General features: G+C 64.7%; 16 protein-coding genes, 1 tRNA gene and 1 pseudogene. 11 read left to right on the forward strand and 7 right to left on the reverse strand.

The window, feature by feature from the left end:
- The first annotated feature begins 76 nt into the window (after positions 1-76).
- The gene (locus tag CXR00_RS01100; RefSeq protein ID WP_104052572.1) at positions 77-2,116 is read left to right on the forward strand and encodes a TPM domain-containing protein; all 2,040 of its coding nucleotides are present in this window, start codon (positions 77-79) and stop codon (positions 2,114-2,116) included.
- A gap of 105 nt (positions 2,117-2,221) precedes the next feature.
- Positions 2,222-2,962, forward strand: coding sequence for a PspA/IM30 family protein (locus tag CXR00_RS01105; protein ID WP_104052573.1), 741 nt, complete (start codon positions 2,222-2,224; stop codon positions 2,960-2,962).
- Between the two features lie 244 nt (positions 2,963-3,206).
- Here the strand turns inward: CXR00_RS01105 and CXR00_RS01110 are convergent.
- The 3 genes from CXR00_RS01110 to CXR00_RS01120 all read right to left on the reverse strand — a co-directional run bounded on the left by CXR00_RS01110 (position 3,207) and on the right by CXR00_RS01120 (position 7,752).
- Positions 3,207-3,283 (reverse strand) — tRNA-Met (locus CXR00_RS01110).
- A 70-nt stretch (positions 3,284-3,353) separates the two neighbouring features.
- Entirely contained in the window at positions 3,354-6,275 is a 2,922-nt protein-coding gene (locus CXR00_RS01115; RefSeq protein WP_258060291.1) for a UPF0182 family protein, read from the reverse strand.
- A gap of 310 nt (positions 6,276-6,585) precedes the next feature.
- The gene (locus tag CXR00_RS01120) at positions 6,586-7,752 is read right to left on the reverse strand and encodes a PDZ domain-containing protein (protein ID WP_258060239.1); all 1,167 of its coding nucleotides are present in this window, start codon (positions 7,750-7,752) and stop codon (positions 6,586-6,588) included.
- Positions 7,753-8,052: 300 nt separating this feature from the next.
- On the opposite strand from CXR00_RS01120, the gene CXR00_RS01125 reads away from it, so the two are divergent.
- Positions 8,053-9,501 (forward strand): zinc-dependent metalloprotease, encoded by a 1,449-nt coding sequence (locus CXR00_RS01125; RefSeq protein WP_181032445.1) that lies wholly within the window; start codon positions 8,053-8,055, stop codon positions 9,499-9,501.
- Positions 9,502-9,547: 46 nt separating this feature from the next.
- Here the strand turns inward: CXR00_RS01125 and CXR00_RS01130 are convergent, their stop codons facing one another.
- Entirely contained in the window at positions 9,548-10,189 is a 642-nt protein-coding gene (locus CXR00_RS01130) for a M48 family metallopeptidase (RefSeq protein ID WP_104052577.1), read from the reverse strand.
- A gap of 135 nt (positions 10,190-10,324) precedes the next feature.
- Between CXR00_RS01130 and CXR00_RS01135 the strand changes: the two genes are divergently transcribed.
- Positions 10,325-11,395 carry a ThiF family adenylyltransferase gene (locus CXR00_RS01135; RefSeq protein WP_104052578.1) on the forward strand — a complete coding sequence of 357 codons (1,071 nt, stop codon included), beginning with the start codon at positions 10,325-10,327 and terminating at the stop codon, positions 11,393-11,395.
- Between the two features lie 53 nt (positions 11,396-11,448).
- On the opposite strand, the pseudogene CXR00_RS01140 reads toward CXR00_RS01135, so the two are convergent.
- Positions 11,449-11,713, reverse strand: a pseudogene (locus CXR00_RS01140) (manganese catalase family protein); the annotation flags it as partial.
- 117 nt (positions 11,714-11,830) lie between these two features.
- On the opposite strand from CXR00_RS01140, the gene CXR00_RS01145 reads away from it, so the two are divergent.
- From CXR00_RS01145 to CXR00_RS01155, 3 genes are all read left to right on the forward strand, one after another.
- The gene (locus CXR00_RS01145) at positions 11,831-12,622 is read left to right on the forward strand and encodes a GAF and ANTAR domain-containing protein (protein WP_181032446.1); all 792 of its coding nucleotides are present in this window, start codon (positions 11,831-11,833) and stop codon (positions 12,620-12,622) included.
- A 102-nt stretch (positions 12,623-12,724) separates the two neighbouring features.
- Entirely contained in the window at positions 12,725-13,297 is a 573-nt protein-coding gene (locus tag CXR00_RS01150) for a hypothetical protein (RefSeq protein WP_104052580.1), read from the forward strand.
- A 161-nt stretch (positions 13,298-13,458) separates the two neighbouring features.
- Entirely contained in the window at positions 13,459-13,830 is a 372-nt protein-coding gene (locus tag CXR00_RS01155) for a hypothetical protein (RefSeq protein WP_104052581.1), read from the forward strand.
- A 111-nt stretch (positions 13,831-13,941) separates the two neighbouring features.
- Here the strand turns inward: CXR00_RS01155 and CXR00_RS01160 are convergent, their stop codons facing one another.
- The gene (locus CXR00_RS01160; RefSeq protein WP_104052582.1) at positions 13,942-16,059 is read right to left on the reverse strand and encodes an ATP-dependent DNA helicase UvrD2; all 2,118 of its coding nucleotides are present in this window, start codon (positions 16,057-16,059) and stop codon (positions 13,942-13,944) included.
- Entirely contained in the window at positions 16,056-17,018 is a 963-nt protein-coding gene (gene nudC / locus CXR00_RS01165; RefSeq protein WP_104052583.1) for an NAD(+) diphosphatase, read from the reverse strand. Before nudC ends, CXR00_RS01160 begins: the two co-directional genes overlap by 4 nt.
- A 141-nt stretch (positions 17,019-17,159) precedes the next feature.
- On the opposite strand from nudC, the gene CXR00_RS18705 reads away from it, so the two are divergent.
- From CXR00_RS18705 to CXR00_RS01185, 4 genes are all read left to right on the forward strand, one after another.
- Positions 17,160-18,644 (forward strand): macrolide 2'-phosphotransferase, encoded by a 1,485-nt coding sequence (locus tag CXR00_RS18705; protein WP_104052584.1) that lies wholly within the window; start codon positions 17,160-17,162, stop codon positions 18,642-18,644.
- 280 nt (positions 18,645-18,924) lie between these two features.
- A complete protein-coding gene (locus tag CXR00_RS01175) occupies positions 18,925-19,311 on the forward strand; it encodes a GntR family transcriptional regulator (protein ID WP_104052585.1) in 387 nt (128 codons plus the stop codon).
- Positions 19,308-20,237 (forward strand): ABC transporter ATP-binding protein, encoded by a 930-nt coding sequence (locus tag CXR00_RS01180; protein WP_104052586.1) that lies wholly within the window; start codon positions 19,308-19,310, stop codon positions 20,235-20,237. Before CXR00_RS01175 ends, CXR00_RS01180 begins: the two co-directional genes overlap by 4 nt.
- Positions 20,234-20,923 carry a hypothetical protein gene (locus CXR00_RS01185; protein ID WP_104052587.1) on the forward strand — a complete coding sequence of 230 codons (690 nt, stop codon included), beginning with the start codon at positions 20,234-20,236 and terminating at the stop codon, positions 20,921-20,923. Before CXR00_RS01180 ends, CXR00_RS01185 begins: the two co-directional genes overlap by 4 nt.
- Positions 20,924-20,942: the final 19 nt, after the last annotated feature.

The raw sequence follows: 20,942 nt of genomic DNA on the forward strand, positions 1-20,942 counted from the left end.
CTTCCCCCGCGGAGGGACCGAATCCGGCGGAACGAAGCGCAGTTGCCACGCACCACACGATCCTGAGGACAAATTTATGCGGTTGAAGACCATGCGGCTAGCTGCCGTGCTCGGTTTGAGTGTCTCGGCGCTTCTGGTTCCGGCTGCAGCCGCTTCCGCGGTCCCTCCGGTAACCATTCCGCCCGGGCAGTTCCTGGTCGACGACGCCGGCGTCCTGGGCTCAGATGCCGGCGAGGTCAGCACCGCCATCATGGAGGTGCGGGAGGACAGCCGGTACACCCTCTATGTGGTCTACGTGGACGAGTTCACGAACCCCTCCGATCCCGCTGCCTGGGGACAACAGGTGGTCGAGAACGAAAACATGGGACAGCGCGAAGTGCTGCTCAGTGTTGCCACAGAGAGCAGGGAGCTTCAGGTTTCCGCTCCCGCAAATACTGAACTGACCGAAGAGCAGGGCAACGCCATCTATGACGCGGCCACGGATGAGCTGTTCGGCAAGCAGACCATTACTTCAGCGGATTGGGCCTCTGCAGCGGTCAGCGCTGCCGATGCACTTGAGTCCGGCCGCACAGGTTCTTCCAGCGGCGCGTCTTCATCTTCCGGCGCCAGCCTTGCTCCGGTCGTCCTCATTGGCGGGATTATTCTGCTGGGCGGCGGCGCGGCCTTCCTGTTTGTCCGCAGCCGCCGCAAGGGCGCGATCGCAGCCGGACCGGATGCTTCGGGCCCCCGGGAGCCCGTGGACCCGCTGGATGAAATGAGCGTGGAAGACCTGCGCAAGCGTGCCGGCAGCCTTCTGGTGGCCGCGGACGACGCCATCAAGTCCAGCGAACAGGAACTCGCCTTCGCGATGGCCTCCTACGGAGACGACGCCGTCAAGACATTCACTGACGATCTGGCAGCGGCGAAGAACCACATGAGTGAGTCCTTCAAGATGCAGCAGCAGCTGGATGACCATATTCCGGATACGGAAGCCCAGCAGCGGACCTGGCTTAAGGACATCATCCGCCGCTGTGAAGCGGTCAACGAGTCGCTCCAGGCGCACAAGGAAGACTTCGACGCGCTGCGTGAACTCGAAAAGAACGCACCTGCGGCTCTGGGTGCGGCCCGGACCAGCGCACAGTCTGCGGGCGGGCGTCTGGCCGCTGCAGAGGCTTCCCTCACCGGGCTCCGCCAGCGTTATGCCGATTCCGCCCTGGCCCAGATCGCGGACAACATTGAACAGGCACGCCAGCGGCTTGAGTTTGTCGACAATGCCGAAGAAACAGCCCAGGCCAAGCTCGACGAAGGAGACACCGCTTCCGCCGTCGTCGCCGTCCGTGCCGCCGAGGAAAGCGTGCACCAGGCCAACGTCCTGCTGGATGCCATCGAGAAGACCGGACACGAACTCGACGCAGCGCGCAATGAACTGCAGCGTGCGGTCGCGGATGCCCGACAGGACCTTGCCCAGGCCCGGGCCTTTGCAGCCAACGGCGCCAACCCCGGACTGGCTGGACCGATGGCAGGTGTGGAAGCGGCGTTGGCCGCAATAGAGCGCGAATCTTCGGACCGGAACAATCCCGTGGATCTGCTCCGTCGGCTGGAGACGGCCAACTCCCAGCTCGACAATGCGCTGGAAGGCATCCGGGACCGGCAGGAACAGGAACGCCGCGCACGGGATGCGCTGCAGCACGCCGTGATGTCAGCCCAAGCACAGATTTCTGGCACCTCCGACTACATCCGCGCCAGGCGCGGCGGTGTCGGCAGTGAGGCCCGCACCCGGCTGGCCGAGGCTGAGCGGAACCTGCAGCAGGCCATAGCCCTGCAGTCCTCGGACCCGGTCAGCGCCCTCGCTTACGCCCAGCAGGCCAACGCGCTGGCCGCGCAGGCAGCTGAGATGGCCCAGCAGGATGTCGACGGATTCGGAGGCGGCTTCGGCGGCGGCGGCGGAATGTACGGCGGCCGCGGCGGCGGCTCAGGCCTGGGCGGTGCGATCCTGGGCGGTATCCTGATCGATTCCATCCTGCGCGGCGGAGGCGGAGGCTTCGGCGGCGGAGGTGGCTGGGGCGGCGGCGGTTTCGGCGGTTTCGGCGGCGGTGGAGGCGGTGGAGGCTTCGACGGCGCAGGCGGGAGCTTCTAGGTTCGGGCTGTAAGCACAGCCGGTCACAGCAGGACGCAACATCAGTGAAGGTGCACCATCAGTTTTTTCAGCAGATTCAGTTCCACAAACCGAAAGGCAGACACCGTGGTAAAGCAGTCAATCTTTGGACGCATCACCCAGCTGGCCAAAGCCAACATCAACGCCATCCTGGATCAGGCCGAAGATCCGCAGAAGATGCTGGACCAGATGGTTCGGGACTACAGCAACAACATCGCTGAGGCTGAGAGCGCCGTTGCCCAGACCATCGGCAACCTGCGCATGCTTCAGGATGATTACAACGAAGACATCCAGAATGCCCGCAACTGGGGCAACAAGGCCCTTGCGGCCTCCCGGAAGGCTGACGAGTTCCGCGCCGCGGGCAACACTGCCGACGCGCAGAAGTTCGACAACCTGGCCAAGGTGGCAATTCAGCGCCAGATGGCGTCGGAGAACGAGGCCAAGGGTGCAGAACCCACGATCGCTTCGCAGGAAGAGATTGTGGAGCGGCTCAAGACCGGCCTGGACCAGATGAAGGGCAAGCTTAACCAGCTGCAGAGCAAGCGGGACGAGCTGATCGCGCGTGCCCGCAACGCGCACGCCCAGACCCAGATGCACGAAGCCATGAAGAGCATCGACGTCATGGACTCGACCTCGGAGGTTGGCCGCTTCGAAGAGAAGATCCGCCGCGAAGAAGCCCGCGTCCGCGGCGCAAACGAGCTCGCTGCGTCCAGCCTGGATGCACAGTTTGAGAGCCTTGAAGACCTGGGCGAGCAGACCGAGGTTGAGGCCCGTCTGGCCGCACTGAAGAGCTCCGGCTCCGGACAGTCCGCCATCGGCCAGAACTAAGCACTAAGCGGCGCTGCTCGCCGGCGCTGCCGGCCTACGGGCGGCACTCCCCTGCGGGAGTGCCGCCCGTCTCCTTTGCCGGCGCTTAGCCACCCCCGGCGGAGAAGAGCGCGCCGTCCGTGCCCGATTTCCCATGCCGCGGGTCTGATGGCACCAGTGCCGGGGAACAGGGGAATGCCCGGAAAGCAGAGAATCCCGGCTGGCATCTCTGCCAACCGGGATTCTCTGATGATTCTGTGTTATTTGGTTGCGGGGGCAAGATTTGAACTTGCGACCTCTGGGTTATGAGCCCAGCGAGCTACCGAACTGCTCCACCCCGCGGCGTGATAGTTAACTCTACCCGCCGCGGGGCCCGGCTGCAAATCGGCAGCCGGGCCGCAGCCTCAGCGCGTTAGTTACCCTCGGTGGGCGCGGGAGTCGCACCCTCCGTGGCACCGGTTTCCCCGCCGTCGGTTTCCCCGGCGGCAGCGTCCATGGCCTCCTGTGCGGAGATGGCGCGCTGGATTGCTGTGTTGAGCTTGTCCTGCGCCGCACCGTAGGCAGCGAAGTCGTTGTTTGCCAGTGCCGCCTGGCCTTCCTGGATGGCGGCTCCGGCATCAGCCAGAGCAGCGGCCAGGTCAGCAGCTGCCGTCGTGTCGCCCGGCACCTCGCCGGTCCCGGCGTCGGGGGTCTGGCCAACATTCTCGGAGTCACCGGTAATGGCACCGGAGTCACCGCCGAAGACCTGGTTCAGTGCTTCATCCAGTGTGGGAGCGAAGCCGACCGTCTCGCCGAAGTTCACGAGCACGCGCTGCAGCGTCGGGTAGGACGCGTCACCGGAAGACTGCACGTAAACGGGCTGCACGTAGAGCATGCCGCCGCCCACAGGCAGGGAGAGCAGGTTGCCGTTGATGACCTCGGAAGCACCCTGGCGCAGCAGGTTCAACGCGTTGGAAACCGTCGGGTCCGAGTTGAACCGGTTCTGGGCCTGGCCGGGACCGGGGACCACGGTGTCGGTGGGCAGCGACAGCAGCCGCAGCTTTCCGTAGTCCTCGCTCTTGACTCCCGCCTCGCCCGTGCCGGCATCAGCTTCGGCAGACAGGAAGCCGTACAGCACGTTGCGGGCTTCGCCGTTGGGCGACACAAACGGAATAAACGGAGTGGTCAGGGAGAACGCTGTGTCATCCTGGCCCGGCATCTGCAGGGACAGGTAATACGGAGGCTGCTTCACCTCGGCGTTGGCCACCGTGGGATCGTTCGGCACGGACCAGGCGTCGTCGTTCTTGAAGAACGAGTCCGCATTGGTGACGTGGTACTTGCCCATCAGCTCACGCTGGACCTTGAACTGGTCCTCCGGGTAGCGCACGTGCGACATCAGCTCGGCGGACATCTCGCTGTACGGCTTCAGCGTGGACGGGAAGACTGCCTGCCAGGACTGCAGCAGCGGATCCTTGTCGTCCCAGGCGTACAGGGTGACGGAACCGTCGTAGGCATCGACGGTGGCCTTGACCGCGTTGCGGATGTAGTTCACCTTGTCCGCCGGAAGGGCTGCGGCACCCGTGGTGAGGGAGTCAGTGGTGGCTGCCTGCAGTTCCTGCTGGGTGGAGTACGGGAAGTACTTGCTGGTGGTGTAGCCATCCACAATCCACTGGACCCGGCCGTCGACGACCGCCGGGTAGGCGTTGCCGTCCACCGTCAGGTAAGGAGCAACCTTTTCGACGCGTTCGCGGGGATCGCGGTCGTAGAGGATCTGCGACTCGGGGTTGATGGCGTCCGAGAGCAGCATTTCGGTGGACTGGAACTTGATGGCGTAGACCAGCTGGTTGAACAAATTGCCCACGCTGGGTCCGCCGTCGCCGTCGAACGTTGTCTGGGACTCGGTGTCCGAGTCGCCCGTCTGCGGGCGGTCGATTTCCTGCGGTGCCGAACCCTCGGGTGCACCGACCACCGAATAGTCGGGTGAGGATTCGCCGAAGTAGATCCGGGGTTCGTAGTCCCCCAGCACGCCGCTGGAGGGGATGCCTGATTCCATGAAGCTGGGCTTGCCGTCGGCCTGGACCGTTGATCCGCGGGCCGCGACGACGCCGTAACCGTGCGTATAGAGAATGTGTTCGTTGACCCAGCCGTCGGGAACGCCGTCGATGTTCAGTTCACGGACTGCAATCACCGTGTCCTGGGTTTCGCCGTCGATGTCGTAGCGGTCCACGTTCAGTGTTTCCGGGAACTGGTAGTACTGACGGAACTGCTGCAGCTGCGAGAACGCCGGGGACACGACGTTCGGATCCAGCAGGCGGATGTTGGAGGTGGTGCCTGAATCAGCGGCCAGCGCGCCGGCATTTGCCTCAACCGTGGCCTTGTAGTCGATGACTTCGGTTTCATCCAGGCCGTAGGCCTCACGCGTGAGATCAATGTTGCGCTGGATGTAGGGCGCTTCCTTGCTGAGCTCGGAGGGCTTTACCTGGTACTGCTGCACAATCCACGGGTAGACGCCGCCGGCAACAATGGCCGTGATGATGAGCATGGCCGTACCGATGATCGGCAGGCGCCACCGGCCGATGACCGCAGACACGATGAAGAGCAGCGCCACGATGACCGAGGCAACGGTGAGGATGGTCTTGGTGGGGATGACGGCTTCGACGTCGGTGTACAGGGCACCGGTCCAGGTCCCCGAGGTGCTCAGCAGGGTGTCGTAGCGGTCCAGCCAGAAGTTGGCGGCCTGCAGGAGCAGGAAGCTGGCCGCAATGACGGCAATGTGGATTCGCGCCTGGCGGGAGGTGAAGATGCCCTTTTCCTCCAGGCGGATGCCGCCGTAAAGGTAGTGGGTCAGCAGCCCGGCGATGCCCGAGATGACGACGACGCTGATGAGGAAGCCAACAATGAAACCGATGAACGGCAGCTGTGTGAGGTAGAAGCTGAAGTCCAGGCCGAACTCGGGATCCTGCTGGCCAAAGTTGCGGCTGTTGAAGAACAGCAGCGCCTGCTGCCACATGGACATGGCGGCGGTGCCGGCGAACCCGCCGACGACGACGGGGATGCCGATCATCAGAAGCTTGCGGACGGGCTCAAGCTGGGCCTGGTAGCGGTTCAGGTTGTCCTGCAGTGCGCTGTCCGGGGCATAGACAGGCCGTGAGGCGTACGCGGCCCTGATGCTCAGGAAGACACACGCGGCCATCACGATGAAGGCACTGAGGAACATCGCGATTCGCGTCAGGTTTTCCTTGACGAAGACTTCGAGGTAGCCCAACTGGTTGTACCAGAGGACGTCCGCGTAGACCTGGGAGAAGTAGACGAATCCAATTACGAGGATCGCCACAACAATCAGTGTGGCAATCAGCGGGCTCGGTCCGCGCCGCTTGCCGGGGCGGGCGCCCGCGCTGGGGCTGGGTCGGGAAAATGGGCCATTAGGTCCGGAAGTCACTGTTACCTCATCGTTCGGTGCGTCGGTCCACGGCGCCTGCAACGGGTATTACAGGACATTTTTTCGTCCCCTTTGCAAGTTGCCGTGCTTTCTCATTCTGCCTTGTCTTTATTGCGGCGGGCCACCTGCCGGGCCTATCGGCAAGAACCTTTTCAAGATCGTGATGGGCCGCCCGGAAAATCCGGCGCCGTTTGGCAGCTATATTGCCGCCTTTTCCTGTCCGTCCCTAGTCCATCGAGCACTGTGCCAGACCGGCCGGGTCTGCCCCGGCGGCCAGATCCTCGACGGCGCTGCGGGCCTCATCCAGCGTTGCCACCCGGACCACGGCCAGCCCGTCCGGGATGTTCCCCACCACTTCACCACAGTTGTCGGCCGGTGCGAGGAAGAACTGCGCGCCGGCGTCGGACGCGCCCTCCATCTTCTGGGCAATTCCGCCAATGGCCCCGACCTTTCCAGCCGAGTCAATGGTTCCGGTTCCGGCAAAGTGCTTCCCTCCCGTCAGCTCTTCGGGGGTCAGCCGGTCAATGATGCCCAGGGCAAACATCATGCCGGCGGACGGGCCGCCCACGTTGTCCAGGGCGATGCTGACGTCGAAGGGGAACTCGAAACTCGTGGCGAGATAAATGCCGAGCTGATAGGAACCGGCATCACCGGGAGCGGGGGTAAGCGCCGCTGTCTGTTCCTCCCCGTCGCGCCGGTAGGTGACGTCCACCGGATCGCCGCCGCTTTCCTGCAGTTTGGTGCGGAGGGTGTCGATCCCGTCAATATCGGTGCCGTCCACCCTGATGAGGGTGTCTCCGGTCTGCAGCACGCCGGCGGCCGGCGAGTCCTCCACGAGATCCGCCACGGCGAGCTCCTCGGTGAAGGCGATGTCCAGTTCGCGCAGTGCCGCAGCAACGGCTGCCTCCTGGGAAGAGGTCATGGCTGCTGCATTCTGCTCATCAACCTCCTCGCCGGTGGTTCCGCGGGGGTAGACAAACTCCTCGGGAACCACGGAGTCTTCCGGGCTCAACCAGGCTCCAACGGCTTCCAGAAAGCTCATGGCGCTGCCCGGACCACCGGCAACATAGACCGTGGTGAGGTCCAGCTCGCCCTCTGTGGGGTAAGTGGTGGCACCGTCGATCTCGATGAGGGGCGAGTCTTCCCCGTTCCCCGTCTTCACGGTTCCGACGGTGTTGAAAGTGGGGCCGGGCGATTCCACCACATAGGGTGCCGGAAGGAACACGGCAACGGCGCCCAGAGCCAGAGTGAGCGCCCCCGAGATCACCAGCGCGCGTGACCGCGGGTCCCTGTGGCGGGCGTCGGGACGGGACGGCGGCGGCACGGGGCCGTTCCAGTCCGCCGGGTCATGCCCGCCGGCAGCGGGGTCGTGCGGAGTATCTGAGGGGCGCAAGTGGCCAACCCTTTTCTGCTGAGGCGGGAACCCGAGGCAACCCACAGAGGCTGAAACGGCGAAGACTGCCACCCAGCCTACGCCCGCGTGCTCTGCCCTGCAGGCATCCACGCCCAGGCGCTTTGCCAACAGCGAACGAATCGGGTGAACGCGGGACAGGCATGCGGGCATGCCGGTAACGTAAGGAAACCATGGTCGCTGTTCGGCGGTCCATGGTCCGGGGCAGTTGCCGGCCGCTGGCCGGCTGACAATTCTGCACCTTGCAATGCACTTCAATCTTCCACAGGACCGGTGGTATCCATGAGCTCCAACCCTTCCGACTCCGGGGATACGCCCCAGGATCCGCTTTCCGAGATGCTTGCCAAGCTCTTCGGCGGCGCGGGTGCCGGCGGCATGGATCCGTCCGAGCTGGCAAAGGCAGCCGGGCTTCCCTCTGACCCCAATGCCATGGCCATGATCTTCCAGCAGGTCCAGGCAATGTTCAGCGCTCCTTCCGACGGCCCGGTCAACTGGCAGCTTGCCAAGGACAACGCCCGCCGTGTTGCTGCGGCAGACAGCGATCCCTCCGTGTCGGCTGCGCAGCGCCGCGAAGTCGACGAAGCCCTGCACCTCGCCCAGCTTTGGCTGGATCCGGTGACGGATTTTGCTTCCACGTCCACGCTGGGACAGGCCTGGAGCCGGGCCGAGTGGGTGGAAGCCACCATGGACTCCTGGAAGCGCCTGACGGAGCCGGTGGCGGTCAGCATTTCGCAGGCCCTCTCCAACGCCATCACCACTCAAATGCCCGAGGAAATGAAGGTCATGATGGGTGGGGCCTCCTCGATGCTCGCCAATATGGGCGGGGCCATGTTCGGAATCCAGCTTGGCCAGGCCATTGGCGCGCTTTCCAAGGAGGTTGTCAGCTCCACCGATATCGGTCTTCCGCTGGCTGCCGGAACCATGGCGCTGCTGCCGGCCAACGTGACCAAATTCGGTGAAGGCCTGGACGTTCCCGAGACCGAAATCCGGCTGTACCTGGCGGTCCGCGAAGCGGCCCACGCCCGGCTTTTCACCCACGCTCCATGGCTGGGCGCCCACCTCTTCGGTGCCATCGAAAGCTATGCACGCGGCATCCACATCGACATGTCCAAGATTGAGGAAGTGGCCCGGGACCTGGACCCGTCCAACCCGGAGTCCATCCAGGAAGCCCTCTCCGGCGGAGTCTTCCAACCCGAGCAGACGCCCGCGCAGGCAGCGGCACTGGAACGCCTGGAAACGGCCCTGGCACTGGTGGAAGGCTGGGTTGACGAGGTCACCGCAGCTGCCACGGTCAACCTGCCCTCCGCCGGTGCCCTGCGTGAGATGATCCGGCGGCGCCGTGCCAGCGGCGGTCCGGCAGAGCACACCTTCTCCTCGCTCGTTGGCCTTGAACTGCGGCCGCGCCGTCTTCGTGACGCCGCCGCCCTGTGGTCCCAGCTGCGTGAAGAGCGCGGTATCGAAGGCCGCGACGCCGTCTGGGAACACCCGGATCTCATTCCCACGTCCAAGGACCTGGATGACCCGCAGGGCTTCAGCAAGCGCCGTGAGCTGCTCGAGGCCTCGGATTCCGACGTGGACGCCGCTCTGCAGCGCCTGCTCGACGGCGGTTTTGACACGCCCGCTGAAGATCCCGCCGGCTCGGATGAAACACCGGATGACGGCGCGGACGAGGGACCCGGAAACGGTGAAGAAGGAAACGGTTCGGACGAGGGCGAAGCGCCCAAGCCCTGACCGGCCCTGACAGGCACGAATTGAAGAGCCGGGCGGCGGGCGAAAGCTAGTCGCCCGGCTCTTCGGCGCCCTGGTCCTCCTGCATGGCGCCGTCAAGCCCCCGCGCGGAGGCAAAGGCCGCCCCCTGAAGGTACGCCTTGGCAGTTTCGGTTTGCGGATAAGCCTCCAGCAGCTGCCAAAACGCGGCTGAATGGGAAGCCTCAATCAGGTGCGCCAATTCGTGCAGCAGCACATAATCCACCACCCACCCGGGCATTCCCTGCAGCTTGTCGGAAAGCCGAATGGTTCCCCGGGCCGGGGTGGCGGAGCCCCACCGGGAACTCTGGTTGCTGACCCACCGCACCGACACCGGCCGGGCAGCCCCGCCCAGATACCGCTGTGACAATTGGGCCGCACGCTCGGCAAGCTCATTGGCACGGGCCTGCGGATCGGGCAGCTGTGCCGGAGCCGTGCGCTGCTCAAGGCGCATCACCATGCGCTGGACCCACTCCGCTTCCTGCGCCGTAGTGAAGTGGCCGGGGATCGAAATGACCGCTTTTCCGTCCCGGAAGGCGGCGTTCACCGTACGCCTGCGCTTGGCTGAGCGCCGCACTTCAATGGGGATGCCGGTGCTGGTTACCGACGGCACGGCTGTCCCGCCGGAGCGGAGCCGGCGTTGTGCTGAGCGGGGTAAATCTCCTGAAGGCATGTCTTAACCCTAGGCGAGGCACCGGTGTGCACGCGCACCTGTGGATAACCGCTCCCTCTTTCCAACCGCATGCCAAGATGGCTCAGCAGGCCCATCCCGCCCGCTGCCGAGCGGATGTCCCCTTTGGAGGTTTCCATGCGGATCAACCCCGGAATTCATGTCCTGGTGCTCTCGCTGACAGCCCGCCAATTCGGGCTGGGGCCGGATGCTCTGGTGGTCCGCGGGCTGCAGGCGGGTGATGTGGAGTTTTTGGCGGTTCTCCGCGCCGGAGTCCCGGACGGTGCGGAGACTGCAGCCGCCCGGCAGTGCTCCGTCCCGGCACAGCGTGCCCGCGCCCTGATCTCCGCCCTCTCCCCCGTACTTGTGTCGTATGCCGATACGGCGGAGCCGCCCGGGCAGGCTGTTCCGGCGCTGCGCCTCGAACGGCTGGCCGGGGATCTGGACCATTTGTCGGCGTCGTATCGGATGAATGCAGGCGCGTGTGCCCGTTCCCGTGCCCGTGCAGTGGTGGAGGTCAGCGGGCTAAGCCGCACCGGCGCCCTTCTTGCCCGCACTCTGGCCGGCGCCGGCGTCGGCACCCTGGTCCTGAGCGACCCCGGAGTGGTGCTGCCCTCCGATGTGGGCGCCGCCTATCCCCTCACTGATTTGGGAATGGGACGTGCGCAGGCAGTGAAACGGCACATTTACCGGTTGGATCCCACCGTGCAGGTTCTTCCCACCACCAGCCCGGAGCAAAGTCTGCGGGCGGGGAACCTGGACCTGGCGGTCGTGGTCGGCGGCCCACCCATTGCCGGACGCCAGACGGGCCTGCCAACGCGGGAACACCCCCTCCTGAGCGTGACTGTCCATGAGGCGGGCATAGACGTCGGGCCGCTGGTGGTTCCGGGGCTGACACCGTGCCTGGAATGTCTCGAGCTGCAGCTCATCGACGGCGACAGCACGTGGCACGACGCATCGGAGGCCTTGGGGCGGCAGCAGGTGGAGGCCAGGCCCGCCGGCGAGGAAACAGCCGGAGCCGTCTCTGCCGCCGGTACCGCTGCTGCCCAGGTGCTGTCCTTTCTGGACGGCGTGGTGCAACCGGTGACTTGGTCCGCTGTGCTTTCGCTGCGGGCGGCCGACGGATATGCCGGCCTGAAAAGACTTGCGTTCCACCCGAAGTGCGGCTGCCGGCTGCAACGGAAAAACACTCCGGCGCAGGCGTCCTAGCGCTTATTCGACGTCGTTGCTGACCACACCGGGCGGGCACCGGCTCCGGTCACCTTTTCGGGCAGCTGGGCGATCATGACGGCGAGCATCTCCACATGCCCCCGTCTCCTCAGCCGCAATCCCGTAAAATAGATGTCGGTGCTTGCCGGACAGGTGCGAATTCCAGGACTGGAAGCCGTGCTGCATTACTACGGTAATTTCACCGTGCTGTCCGCCGAGCACTTCCTGAAGCTTTCGTGCGTAGACGGCATCCGGCTTATCCGGCGTTGCCTTGAACTGAAGTTCCTGCTTATGAAAAACACTATTCGCCTTTGTCAGGCCCGACAGTTGCGCCTCTGATGCCGACACCGGGCCGGGCCAGTGACTGACATCTGAACCGGCATGCAACTAATAAGCACACTTGGTAACGGCAGTAGGGGTGGAGAGGACCACCAAATGAAACAGATGCAGGGGATGCATACAGAGGTCAGGCATGCATTCGAGAGCCATGCCGGATCACCCGAGACCCTGGACAGCTTCTTGCTGGACCGGCTGGAAGACGTCATTCTCTCGAGCTGCACCGTCCCGGAATTCCTGCATCGGCTGGCCGTCCTCACGTCAGAGACTTTTTCGACGGACACCGACCCGATACTCACCGCCATAGCCCTGCTCCGGGACCGCAAGCCCGTCTGCATGGGGTTCAGCAGCGAGCCGCCCCCGTCCGTCGAAAAGCTGGAGTATGCCTTTCGCCGGGGACCGGCGAAAGCAGCCGTGAGCCAAGAGTCCACCGTGCACATATCCGACCTTTGGAACGACCCCGCCAGCGGTGCCTACGCCGACGTCGGGCAGCAGCTTGGCGTGCGCTCCCTGATCTTCGTTCCCCTGAATCTCGACACCGAAGGACGTGCCGGGCTCACGCTGTACTCGGCCCGGCCAAACAGGTTCGATGCCGACGCCGTTTCCCGCGCCGAGGCGTACGGCCGCCGGATCCTCAAGCCGCTCCGCATCGCCGCACGCCTGGCGTCAAGGGAGGAGCAGTCCTCGGACCTGAGGGCGGCCATGGAGTCCCGCACCACCATCGATCTGGCCATGGGAATCGTGATGGGACAGAACCGCTGCGGCCAGGACGAAGCCTTCACCATCCTGCGGTCCGCCTGCAGCCGCCGCAACATAAAGCTCCGGGACCTGGCAGCGCTTTTGGTGGCCTCAGTGGGCGAAAGAGCGCCACGGACGCACTTCGATTTCTGATGCAGCCGCCCGTTCCTCCCGATTTGCTCCCGCCAAGGTCGGCCTTCTACGCTTAAAGCAGAGGCTCAGCAGTGCGCCCAGGAACTCTTCTTTTGGAGACCCGTGGAACATAAACTGCATGTCCTCGTCCAGCTTGATGCCGATCCCGCCGAGGCGGTCCTGCAAGTATCGGGCTGCCTGACGGCCGAAAGCTGCCAGGCCCTGCCTCCCATCGTTCACAAAGCCGCTGCCCTTCTCCACGGAAACCGGATCACGGTTGACCTGACACGGGCACGGCACATCGAACGGGAAGCTGTTGCCCTTCTGCGCAGCGGCACCGGCTTCGGCAAGTCCGAAGTCGTGGTCAAATGCCCGGATCTTCTGCCCCAATGCCCAGCACCGAAAACGGCCCCGCGGGCACACCGGGTGCATCACGAGCTATTCCCCGCCCAACGTCCCTCTGCGCTGTCGTGGATGGACCTGCCGACGGATCCGCTGGACACCGAGGCCCTGGCAGCCCTTCCCCAGCGCACTCTGCAGGCCCTGACGGACCGGGTTTTTCACCAGTTGGATTCCGATCATCCATCTGCCTTCGCGCTCGAGTGGTACAGCGCGCTGTGCGGGGAATGGGCCCGCCGCACGGGACCCGGCGCAGGCCAAAGCACCACGAAGATCTACGACCACGAGTATCCGTAAGTCCCTGTGGCCCGGCACCCGGGACAGGGATAAGGTCAAGGGTTACTCCTTGGGGGAAGGAGTCTTTGGTGTTCTGTCACGCAGCGGCGAATATCCTGCCCAGCGTCTCAGAGCACGTCATCAAGAGCGTTGGAAAACGACAGCGCGGCTAGGGGCAGAAGATGGTCTTCGAAGCAGTTGAGCCGGAGCAGCGGCAGTTGCTCAAGAAAGCGCTCGACGACGCCCGGCTGTGCGTGCCCGATGTGTGGATACAGTACGTCAGCCTCGGCGGCATTGTGGGCGAGTACGAAGTCGATGCCTACATCAACGGCTCTTTGTCGCTTCCTCCGCTGCAGCGGGACATCCTCGCCCATGCCGCGAACGAGCTCATCGACGAACTCCCGCCGCGTCCGCGCGCGCCGTACGTTGCCGACGTCGCCGACGTCGCCCGCACGCAGGCTGGCGGGCATCCGCTGGAAGACGGCAGGCACCCACAATCCGCAGAGGAGCAGGGCTACGGACACGGCCGCGGCTCGAACCCGGGCGAGGGCTAGCGTCCCGATATTCTTTCCGCGCACCAGGAACGCGAAGAGGCCGAAGCGGCAGGCGTTTCCACGCCGACGCCGGAGACTGCAAACCCCTGTGACGTGACGCCGACGTGCCGGCTAGTTGTCCGCCAGCACCCGCAGCACGGCCTCCCCGTAGCGTTCCAGCTTTGACGGTCCGACACCGGGCAGGGTCGCCAGCCGGTTCAGCGACGGCGGGCGGTCCTCGGCAATGGCCACCAGCGTGGCGTCCGTAAAGACCACAAAGGCAGGAATCCCGGCCTCGGACGCTGCTTCACGGCGCCATTCCCGCAGGGCATCAAAGGTGCTCTCTTCATAGGTCACCGGGCATTCGCCGCAGCGGCCCACCTTCCGCTCGGCTCCGGTGGTGAGCAGGGTTCCGCAAACGCGGCACTTGGCCGGGCCGCTGGATTTGCGCCGTGCCGGAGCCTTGGGTGCAGCAGTGCGCTGCAGGTCGCGGGTGGTCTGCGGCCGCAGGCCGTCCAGGAACCGGGACGGCTTGCGGTTGGCGCGGCCGCCGGGGGTGCGGGCAGTGGACCAGGAAAGATGCAGGTGTTCCCGGGCACGGGTGATGCCCACATAGAGCAACCGCCGTTCTTCATCCACTGCCTCGGGGGTGTCCGCGAAGGAGATTGGCATCAGCCCTTCGCTGAGCCCCACCAGGAACACCGCATCCCATTCCAGGCCCTTGGCGGAGTGCAGCGAGGCCAGCGTAACGCCCTGGACCGTGGGGGCATGCTGCGCGGCGGCACGCTCGTCGAGCTCTGCAACAAAGTCCATCAGCGTGAAGATGGCATCGGGATCCTGTGTGCGGTTGGCGTGCAGTTCATCGGCCAGTGCCACCAGGGCTGCCAGCGACTCCCATTTTTCCCGCACGGCGCCGCCGCCGGCCGGAGCCTCAGGACTGTAGCCCAGGGACACCAGGATGTCCCGGACCAGCTGGGGCACCGGCTCGTTGCCCACTGAACGCGAGGCTGCCCGCAGTTGGAGCATGGCATCACGCACTTCGCGCCGTGCGAAGAACCGCTCCCCGCCGCGCAGCTGGTAGCCGATGCCGGCGGTGGCCAGCGCCTGCTCGTAGGCCTGGGACTGACCGTTGGTGCGGAAAAGGATGGCGATTTCCGCGGGCTTCACGCCGTCCTTGATCAGCGCCTTGATACGTTCGGCCACCGAGGCGGCCTCGGCGTCGTCGTCGGCGCATTCCGTAAAGGTGGGCTCGGGACCTGCCGGACGCTGGGCGATCAGTTCCAGCGGCTTGGGCCACGGCGGGGCGAACCGCGAGCGCTCCCCCTCCGCCGTGCGGGCGGCAAGGATCCGGTTGGCCAGTCCCACCACTTGGGGCGTGGAGCGGTAGTCCCGCACCAGTTTGACGATGGGAGCGTTGGGGAACCGAGACGGGAAACCCAGCAGGTGCTTGGACGTGGCGCCGGTGAACGAGTAGATGGTCTGGCTGGAGTCGCCCACCCCGCACAGCTCGTCACGCCCGCCCAGCCACAGGTCCAGGAGCCGCTGCTGGAGCGGGGACACATCCTGGTACTCGTCCACCACGAAGTGGCGGTACTGGTCCCGCACGGTGGCGGCCACGCGTTCGTCCTCCTGCAGGATGCCCACGGTGATCAGCAGGACGTCCTCGAAGTCGATGACGTTGCGGTCCACCTTGACGTCTTCATAGGCCTGGAAGATGCGGGAAATGGTGATGAGGTCAAAACCTGCCGGAGCTTCACGTCCCTTGGCAGCGGACACATAGCTTTCCGGCGTCAGCATGGACACCTTGGCCCATTCGATCTCGGCGGCGACGTCCCGGATGGCGGCGCGGTCGGTGGAGAGCCTCAGGCGCCGGGCGGCTTCGGCAATGAACTGGGCCTTGTGGCTGAGCAGGTCCGGGAGCTGGCCGCCGACGGTCTGCGGCCAGAAGTACTGCAGCTGCTTCAGGGCAGCGGCGTGGAAGGTCTTGGCCTGCACTCCGCCGGCCCCCAGGTCCCGCAGGCGGGTACGCATCTCAGCCGCTGCGCGGGCGGTGAACGTCACGGCCAGGACACGCTGGGGCTTGTACACGCCGGTGTGCACCCCGTAAGCCATGCGGTGGGTAATGGCGCGGGTCTTACCGGTACCGGCACCCGCGAGGACACACAGCGGGCCGGTCAGGGAGGTGGCCACTTCACGCTGTTCATCATCCAGTCCGGCGAGGATTCGGGCTTCAACGGAGTCTGCGCTCATGCCTGCGCCTCGACCTCCGGTTCTGTGATCGGTCCTCCGTACCAGCGTTCAATCAGATTCCGTGCAATGGAGATCCCGCTGGCAATCGTAATTTCACCGCTGGCTACCGCCTCTCCCAGTTCTTCCCTGGTGAACCAGCGCACGTCTGAAATCTCAACGCCGTCGGGTGTCGTGGCGGTGTCCTCGGTGCGGGCGGTGAAACCCAGCATCAGGGAGCAGGGGAAGGGCCAGGGCTGTGAACCCAAATACTGCGGAGAGTGGACGGTCAGCCCGGACTCTTCGGCCACCTCACGGATGACGGCCGCTTCCAGGGACTCTCCCGGCTCCACGAACCCGGCCAATGTGGAGTAGCGGTTGCCCTTCCATGCGGCAGCCGAGCCGAGCAGGATGCGGTCCTGCGGGTCGGTGATGGCCACGATGATCGCCGGATCCGTGCGGGGGAAGTGCTGGCTGTTGTCCTGCGGGCAGCGGCGGACCCAGCCGCCCTGCTCGGGAACGGTGGCGGCACCGCAGCGCGGGCAGTGACTATGGGCGGCATGCCAGTTGGAGACGGCAGCTGCCTCCACAAAAAGGGCGGCGTCCAGCTCACCCAGGAGGACGGCGACTTCGCGCAGCGATGCCCAGCGGGCGCCGTCGATCTCCAGCAGCGGATCTTCCTGAGCCAAAGTCACCAGCACGACGTCGGTGCCTGCCGGCTCCTGCGCGTCCGCCAGGGTGCGGCCAAGGTAGATGGGCACGTCCCCGAATCCGGTCTCCGCGACCGGGGCGAGCACCACCTCGGTGCTGTTGATCAGGGCCTTGCCTCCGGCCATGTACATGACGCGGGTGGCGGGATTTGTGCGGATCTGTTCAAAGAGGTCCGCGGCGACACGGCGGTCCGAACCGCGGTCCACTGCTGTGCGGGCCAGCGGCAATAATCCTAATGGGGGTACAACTGCTACCGGTGCTGAGCTGCTCATGTTCCTACCGTACTGACTTGCACCCCCCAACCTGTAGTTCGCCCCCGGACTACCCGCCCGGCTGAGTTATTGCTCACGCATCCGGCGACTCGCCGTGAGCCTATGGTTATTCGCACCACATCTGCCTCTACGGTTGAAGATGTGAAACGCACCCCCATGGAATTGGCAGCAATGGCCAGCGCCGCCGTCCCCGGGCTGGCCCCCACCGGCGTCGCAGGCTCCCCCGACGACGCCGCGGACTTCGACTCCGCCGTCCTTGTCGACGAAGCCGGAAAGCAGTGGCGGGTACGTTCGCCCAAGCACATCGATGCCAGCATGCGGCTGGAAACAGAGCTCCTGGTACTGCGGGCCTTCGTGCCGGCGGTACGGGCAGAACTCCCGTTTGCCCTGCCCTATGTGGCCGGCACCGTACGGCAGGGTGACCTCTGCACTTTTGTCTACTCGCACCTGCCCGGTTCCACCCGGGACATTGATTCACTCGTAGCCGAAGGCGGGCCGCTGCCCCGCGAGGTGGGGCGTGCCATGGCCGCCATCCACAGCCTGCCGCATGACCTGGTGAATGACGCCGACCTGCCCAGCTATTCGGCAAACGAGTTTCGGCAGCGCAAACTCAACGAACTGGACCAGGCCGCCACCACGGGCAAAATCCCCCCGGTGCTGCTGCGCCGCTGGGAACACGCCCTTGAGGACGTCACCCTGTGGCGCTTCAACCCTTCAGTGGTTCACGGTGACCTGCACGAAGACAACCTGCTGGTTTCCAACGGCCGCATCAGTGCCGTCACGGGCTGGACGGACCTTCGCATCGGCGACCCGGCAGACGACTTTGCCTGGCTGATCGCCGCCAACGACCCCACCTTTACCGACGCCGTGCATGCTGCTTACAACGCCGCACGTCCGGAAGCGCCTGATCCTCATCTGATCCGCCGGGCGGCCCTCTCCGCGGAGTTCGCACTCGCTCAGTGGCTGGTACGCGGTGTGGCAGCCGAAAACCCGGGAATGGTTGCCGAGGCCGAGGAAATGCTCGCCACCCTTGAAGCGGACATTCTGGAGCAGGAAGCCGCGGAAAAGGCCGAGCAGGACGACGCCGAAGCCCTTGCGGCGGAAAGTGCCGCAGCCTACAAGGCCGCCGCTGCAGAAAAAGCCGCGGCAGCCGATGCCGCGGCAGCCAGCCAGGCCGCCGCACCTGCCGTTGTGCTTCCCGCTTCCCATCCGGCTCCGGCCAAGGGTCCCACGGTCAGCGGTACGGTGAGCGCAGGCTCTTCACGCGTCACGGTCATGCCCATCGAGACTGTGCCTGCTAAATCCGAAACAGACGATACACAGGATTCAGGCAAACCCCCGGCGGCGGCCACTGGTGCCATTTCCGCGGTTGCCGTTCCGCAGGGCGTCACTTCAAGCGGTACTCCTTCAGCGGGTGCTTCCGTATCAGAAACCGCCTCGTCGAAGGTCACCGTCCTCGACGCAGGCAGCGGGACCGAGGCAGAGTCCGGAAAAACACGGAACGAGGATTCATCCTCCGCCGCACGTTCCGAAGCGGCAAAGCCGGCCGCAGCTGATGATTCACACGGAAAACAGCAGAATTCCGGTCCCGCGAAAAAGAAGTTTGGACCGATAAAGAAGAAGTAGGTACAGGCGGCCGCATCTGCCTTCCCCGGCGCGCGGCAAACCCGGTCCGGCATCCGTTGGCCCCTTTGATGCCCCACGGCACCCCTTGACACCCCACGCCAGGAGGGCTCTCTGCGACCCTCCTGGTTTTCTGCTGCCCGGATTCTGTCACTCAGCCCTTGCCACTGGGCTATCCTGGTTCTATGGTTAGTTACACCACCAACTAACCAAGCAACCAGATCAGGCGCTTTCTGATCCCACTCCGTGAAACCGAGGCAGGCATGACCCTCAGGCCGCATCCGTGAACGTTTTCGATGAAAGCCGTCCCATCTTTGTGCAGATAGCCGAGCGCATCGAGGCCGACATATTGGACGGTGTCCTTGCGGAGGAAGCCCAGGTTCCCTCCACCAACGAATTCGCTGCCTTTTACCGCATCAATCCGGCAACCGCCGCCAAAGGCGTCAACCTGCTGGTCGACGAGGGCCTCCTGTACAAACGGCGGGGCATCGGAATGTTTGTTGCCTCCGGATCCCGCGCCGTCGTCCTGGCCAAGCGACGTGAACAGTTCTACCGCCAGTACATCCAACCCGTCGCCGACGAAGCGCGAAAGCTGGGCATCGGCATTGACGAGTTATCCGAACTCATCCACCGCAGTGCCGCCGAACACGAAGGGACCCCGGCACCATGAACGTCGTAGAAACCCGCAACCTCACTCGCCGTTACGGAGACGAGACGGCATTGGACAACGTGACCCTTTCACTGCCGGCCAACCGCATTTACGGCCTGCTGGGCCGCAACGGCGCCGGAAAAACCACGTTGATGTCCATCCTCACCGCACAGGCGTTCGCCAGCTCCGGGGACGTCCGGATCTTTGGTGCACACCCGTTCGAGAATGAATCTGTCCTGTCCCGAATGTGCTTTGTCCGTGAGTCGCAGAAATACCCTGAGGACTTCACCATCCGCAACGCCCTCGACGCAGCGGCCCTCTTCTTCCCCGACTGGGACAAAGACCTGGCGGAGGTGTTGTTGGCTGACTTCCAGCTGCCCGCTCCGAAGAAGCACCGGATCAAAAAGCTCTCACGCGGACAGCTCTCGGCCGTAGGAGTCATCATCGGCTTGGCCTCCCGCGCCGAACTGACTTTCTTTGACGAGCCTTATCTGGGTTTGGATGCCGTGGCACGCCAACTCTTCTACGACAGGTTGCTGACTGACTTCGCCGATCATCCCCGGACCATCATCCTTTCGTCCCACCTGATCGACGAAGTGGCAAACCTGCTCGAACATGTGATCGTGATCGACCACGGCCGCATCGTTATGGATGACGAAGTGGATGCCGTCACAGGTTCGGCCTTCGCCGTCGCCGGTTCCGCCGCCGCGGTGGAACGGTTTGTAGGTGAACGGCCCATTCTGCACAGGGACTCGCTCGGGGCACTTTCCTCGGTGACGGTGGACAGCACGCTGACCGCGGACGACCGTGAGCTTGCACGGACGCTGGGGCTGGAACTTGCACCGGTCTCACTGCAGCAGCTGATTGTCCGCCGCACCCTCAAAGCGAATGAAAGCTCCGGTTCTTCGGACGAAACCTACAACAAGGATCTGGAGGTGCTGCGATGAACCGGCCGCTGGCAGTAGCTCGCATGCAGCTGCTCAACAAATGGATTTATTTCGGCATCCCGGCGATCATCCTCGTTTCCTCCACGCTGATCGCAGTGGCGATTCTGGCGGTTATACCGGACACCGGCGGCACCAGGATGGCCCTCTCCGGCCAGTCCGTCATGTGGTATTTTCTCGGCATCGGTGTGCAGGCTCTGACCCTCACCTTCCCGTTCTCGCAGGCCATGAGCGTCAGCAGGCGTTCCTTCTACATTGGAACCCTGGGCCTGTTCGCCGTCATGGCCCTCGGGCTCGGTGTGCTCTACTGGCTCCTCGGCCTGGTGGAAAAAGCGACGAACGGTTGGGGAGTGAACGGTGCCATCTTCGCGATTCCCTGGATAGTGCAGTCCGCCTGGTACACGCAGATCCTGCTCTACTTCGCACTGTCGACGCTGCTGTTTATGTTCGGCTTCTGGTTTGCCACGGTCTACAAGCGGTGGCGCACCACGGGCCTGCTGGTCGCCCTTATAGGGTTCGCCGTGATTCTTCTGGGGGCCGTGGCATCGGCCACCTGGACGGACTCCTGGGCAGCGGTGGGAGCCTGGTTTGTCCAGCTGACGCCTCTCGCGCTGACGGGTTGGCTCCTCTTGGGCGGCGTCGTGCTGGCGGCGGGTTCATACGGAACCCTTCGCCGGGCCACGCCGTAGGCAGGCTTTTGCCGCCGGC

Source organism: Arthrobacter sp. 9E16, from assembly GCF_002929435.1.
Lineage (GTDB): Bacteria > Actinomycetota > Actinomycetes > Actinomycetales > Micrococcaceae > Arthrobacter_B > Arthrobacter_B sunyaminii.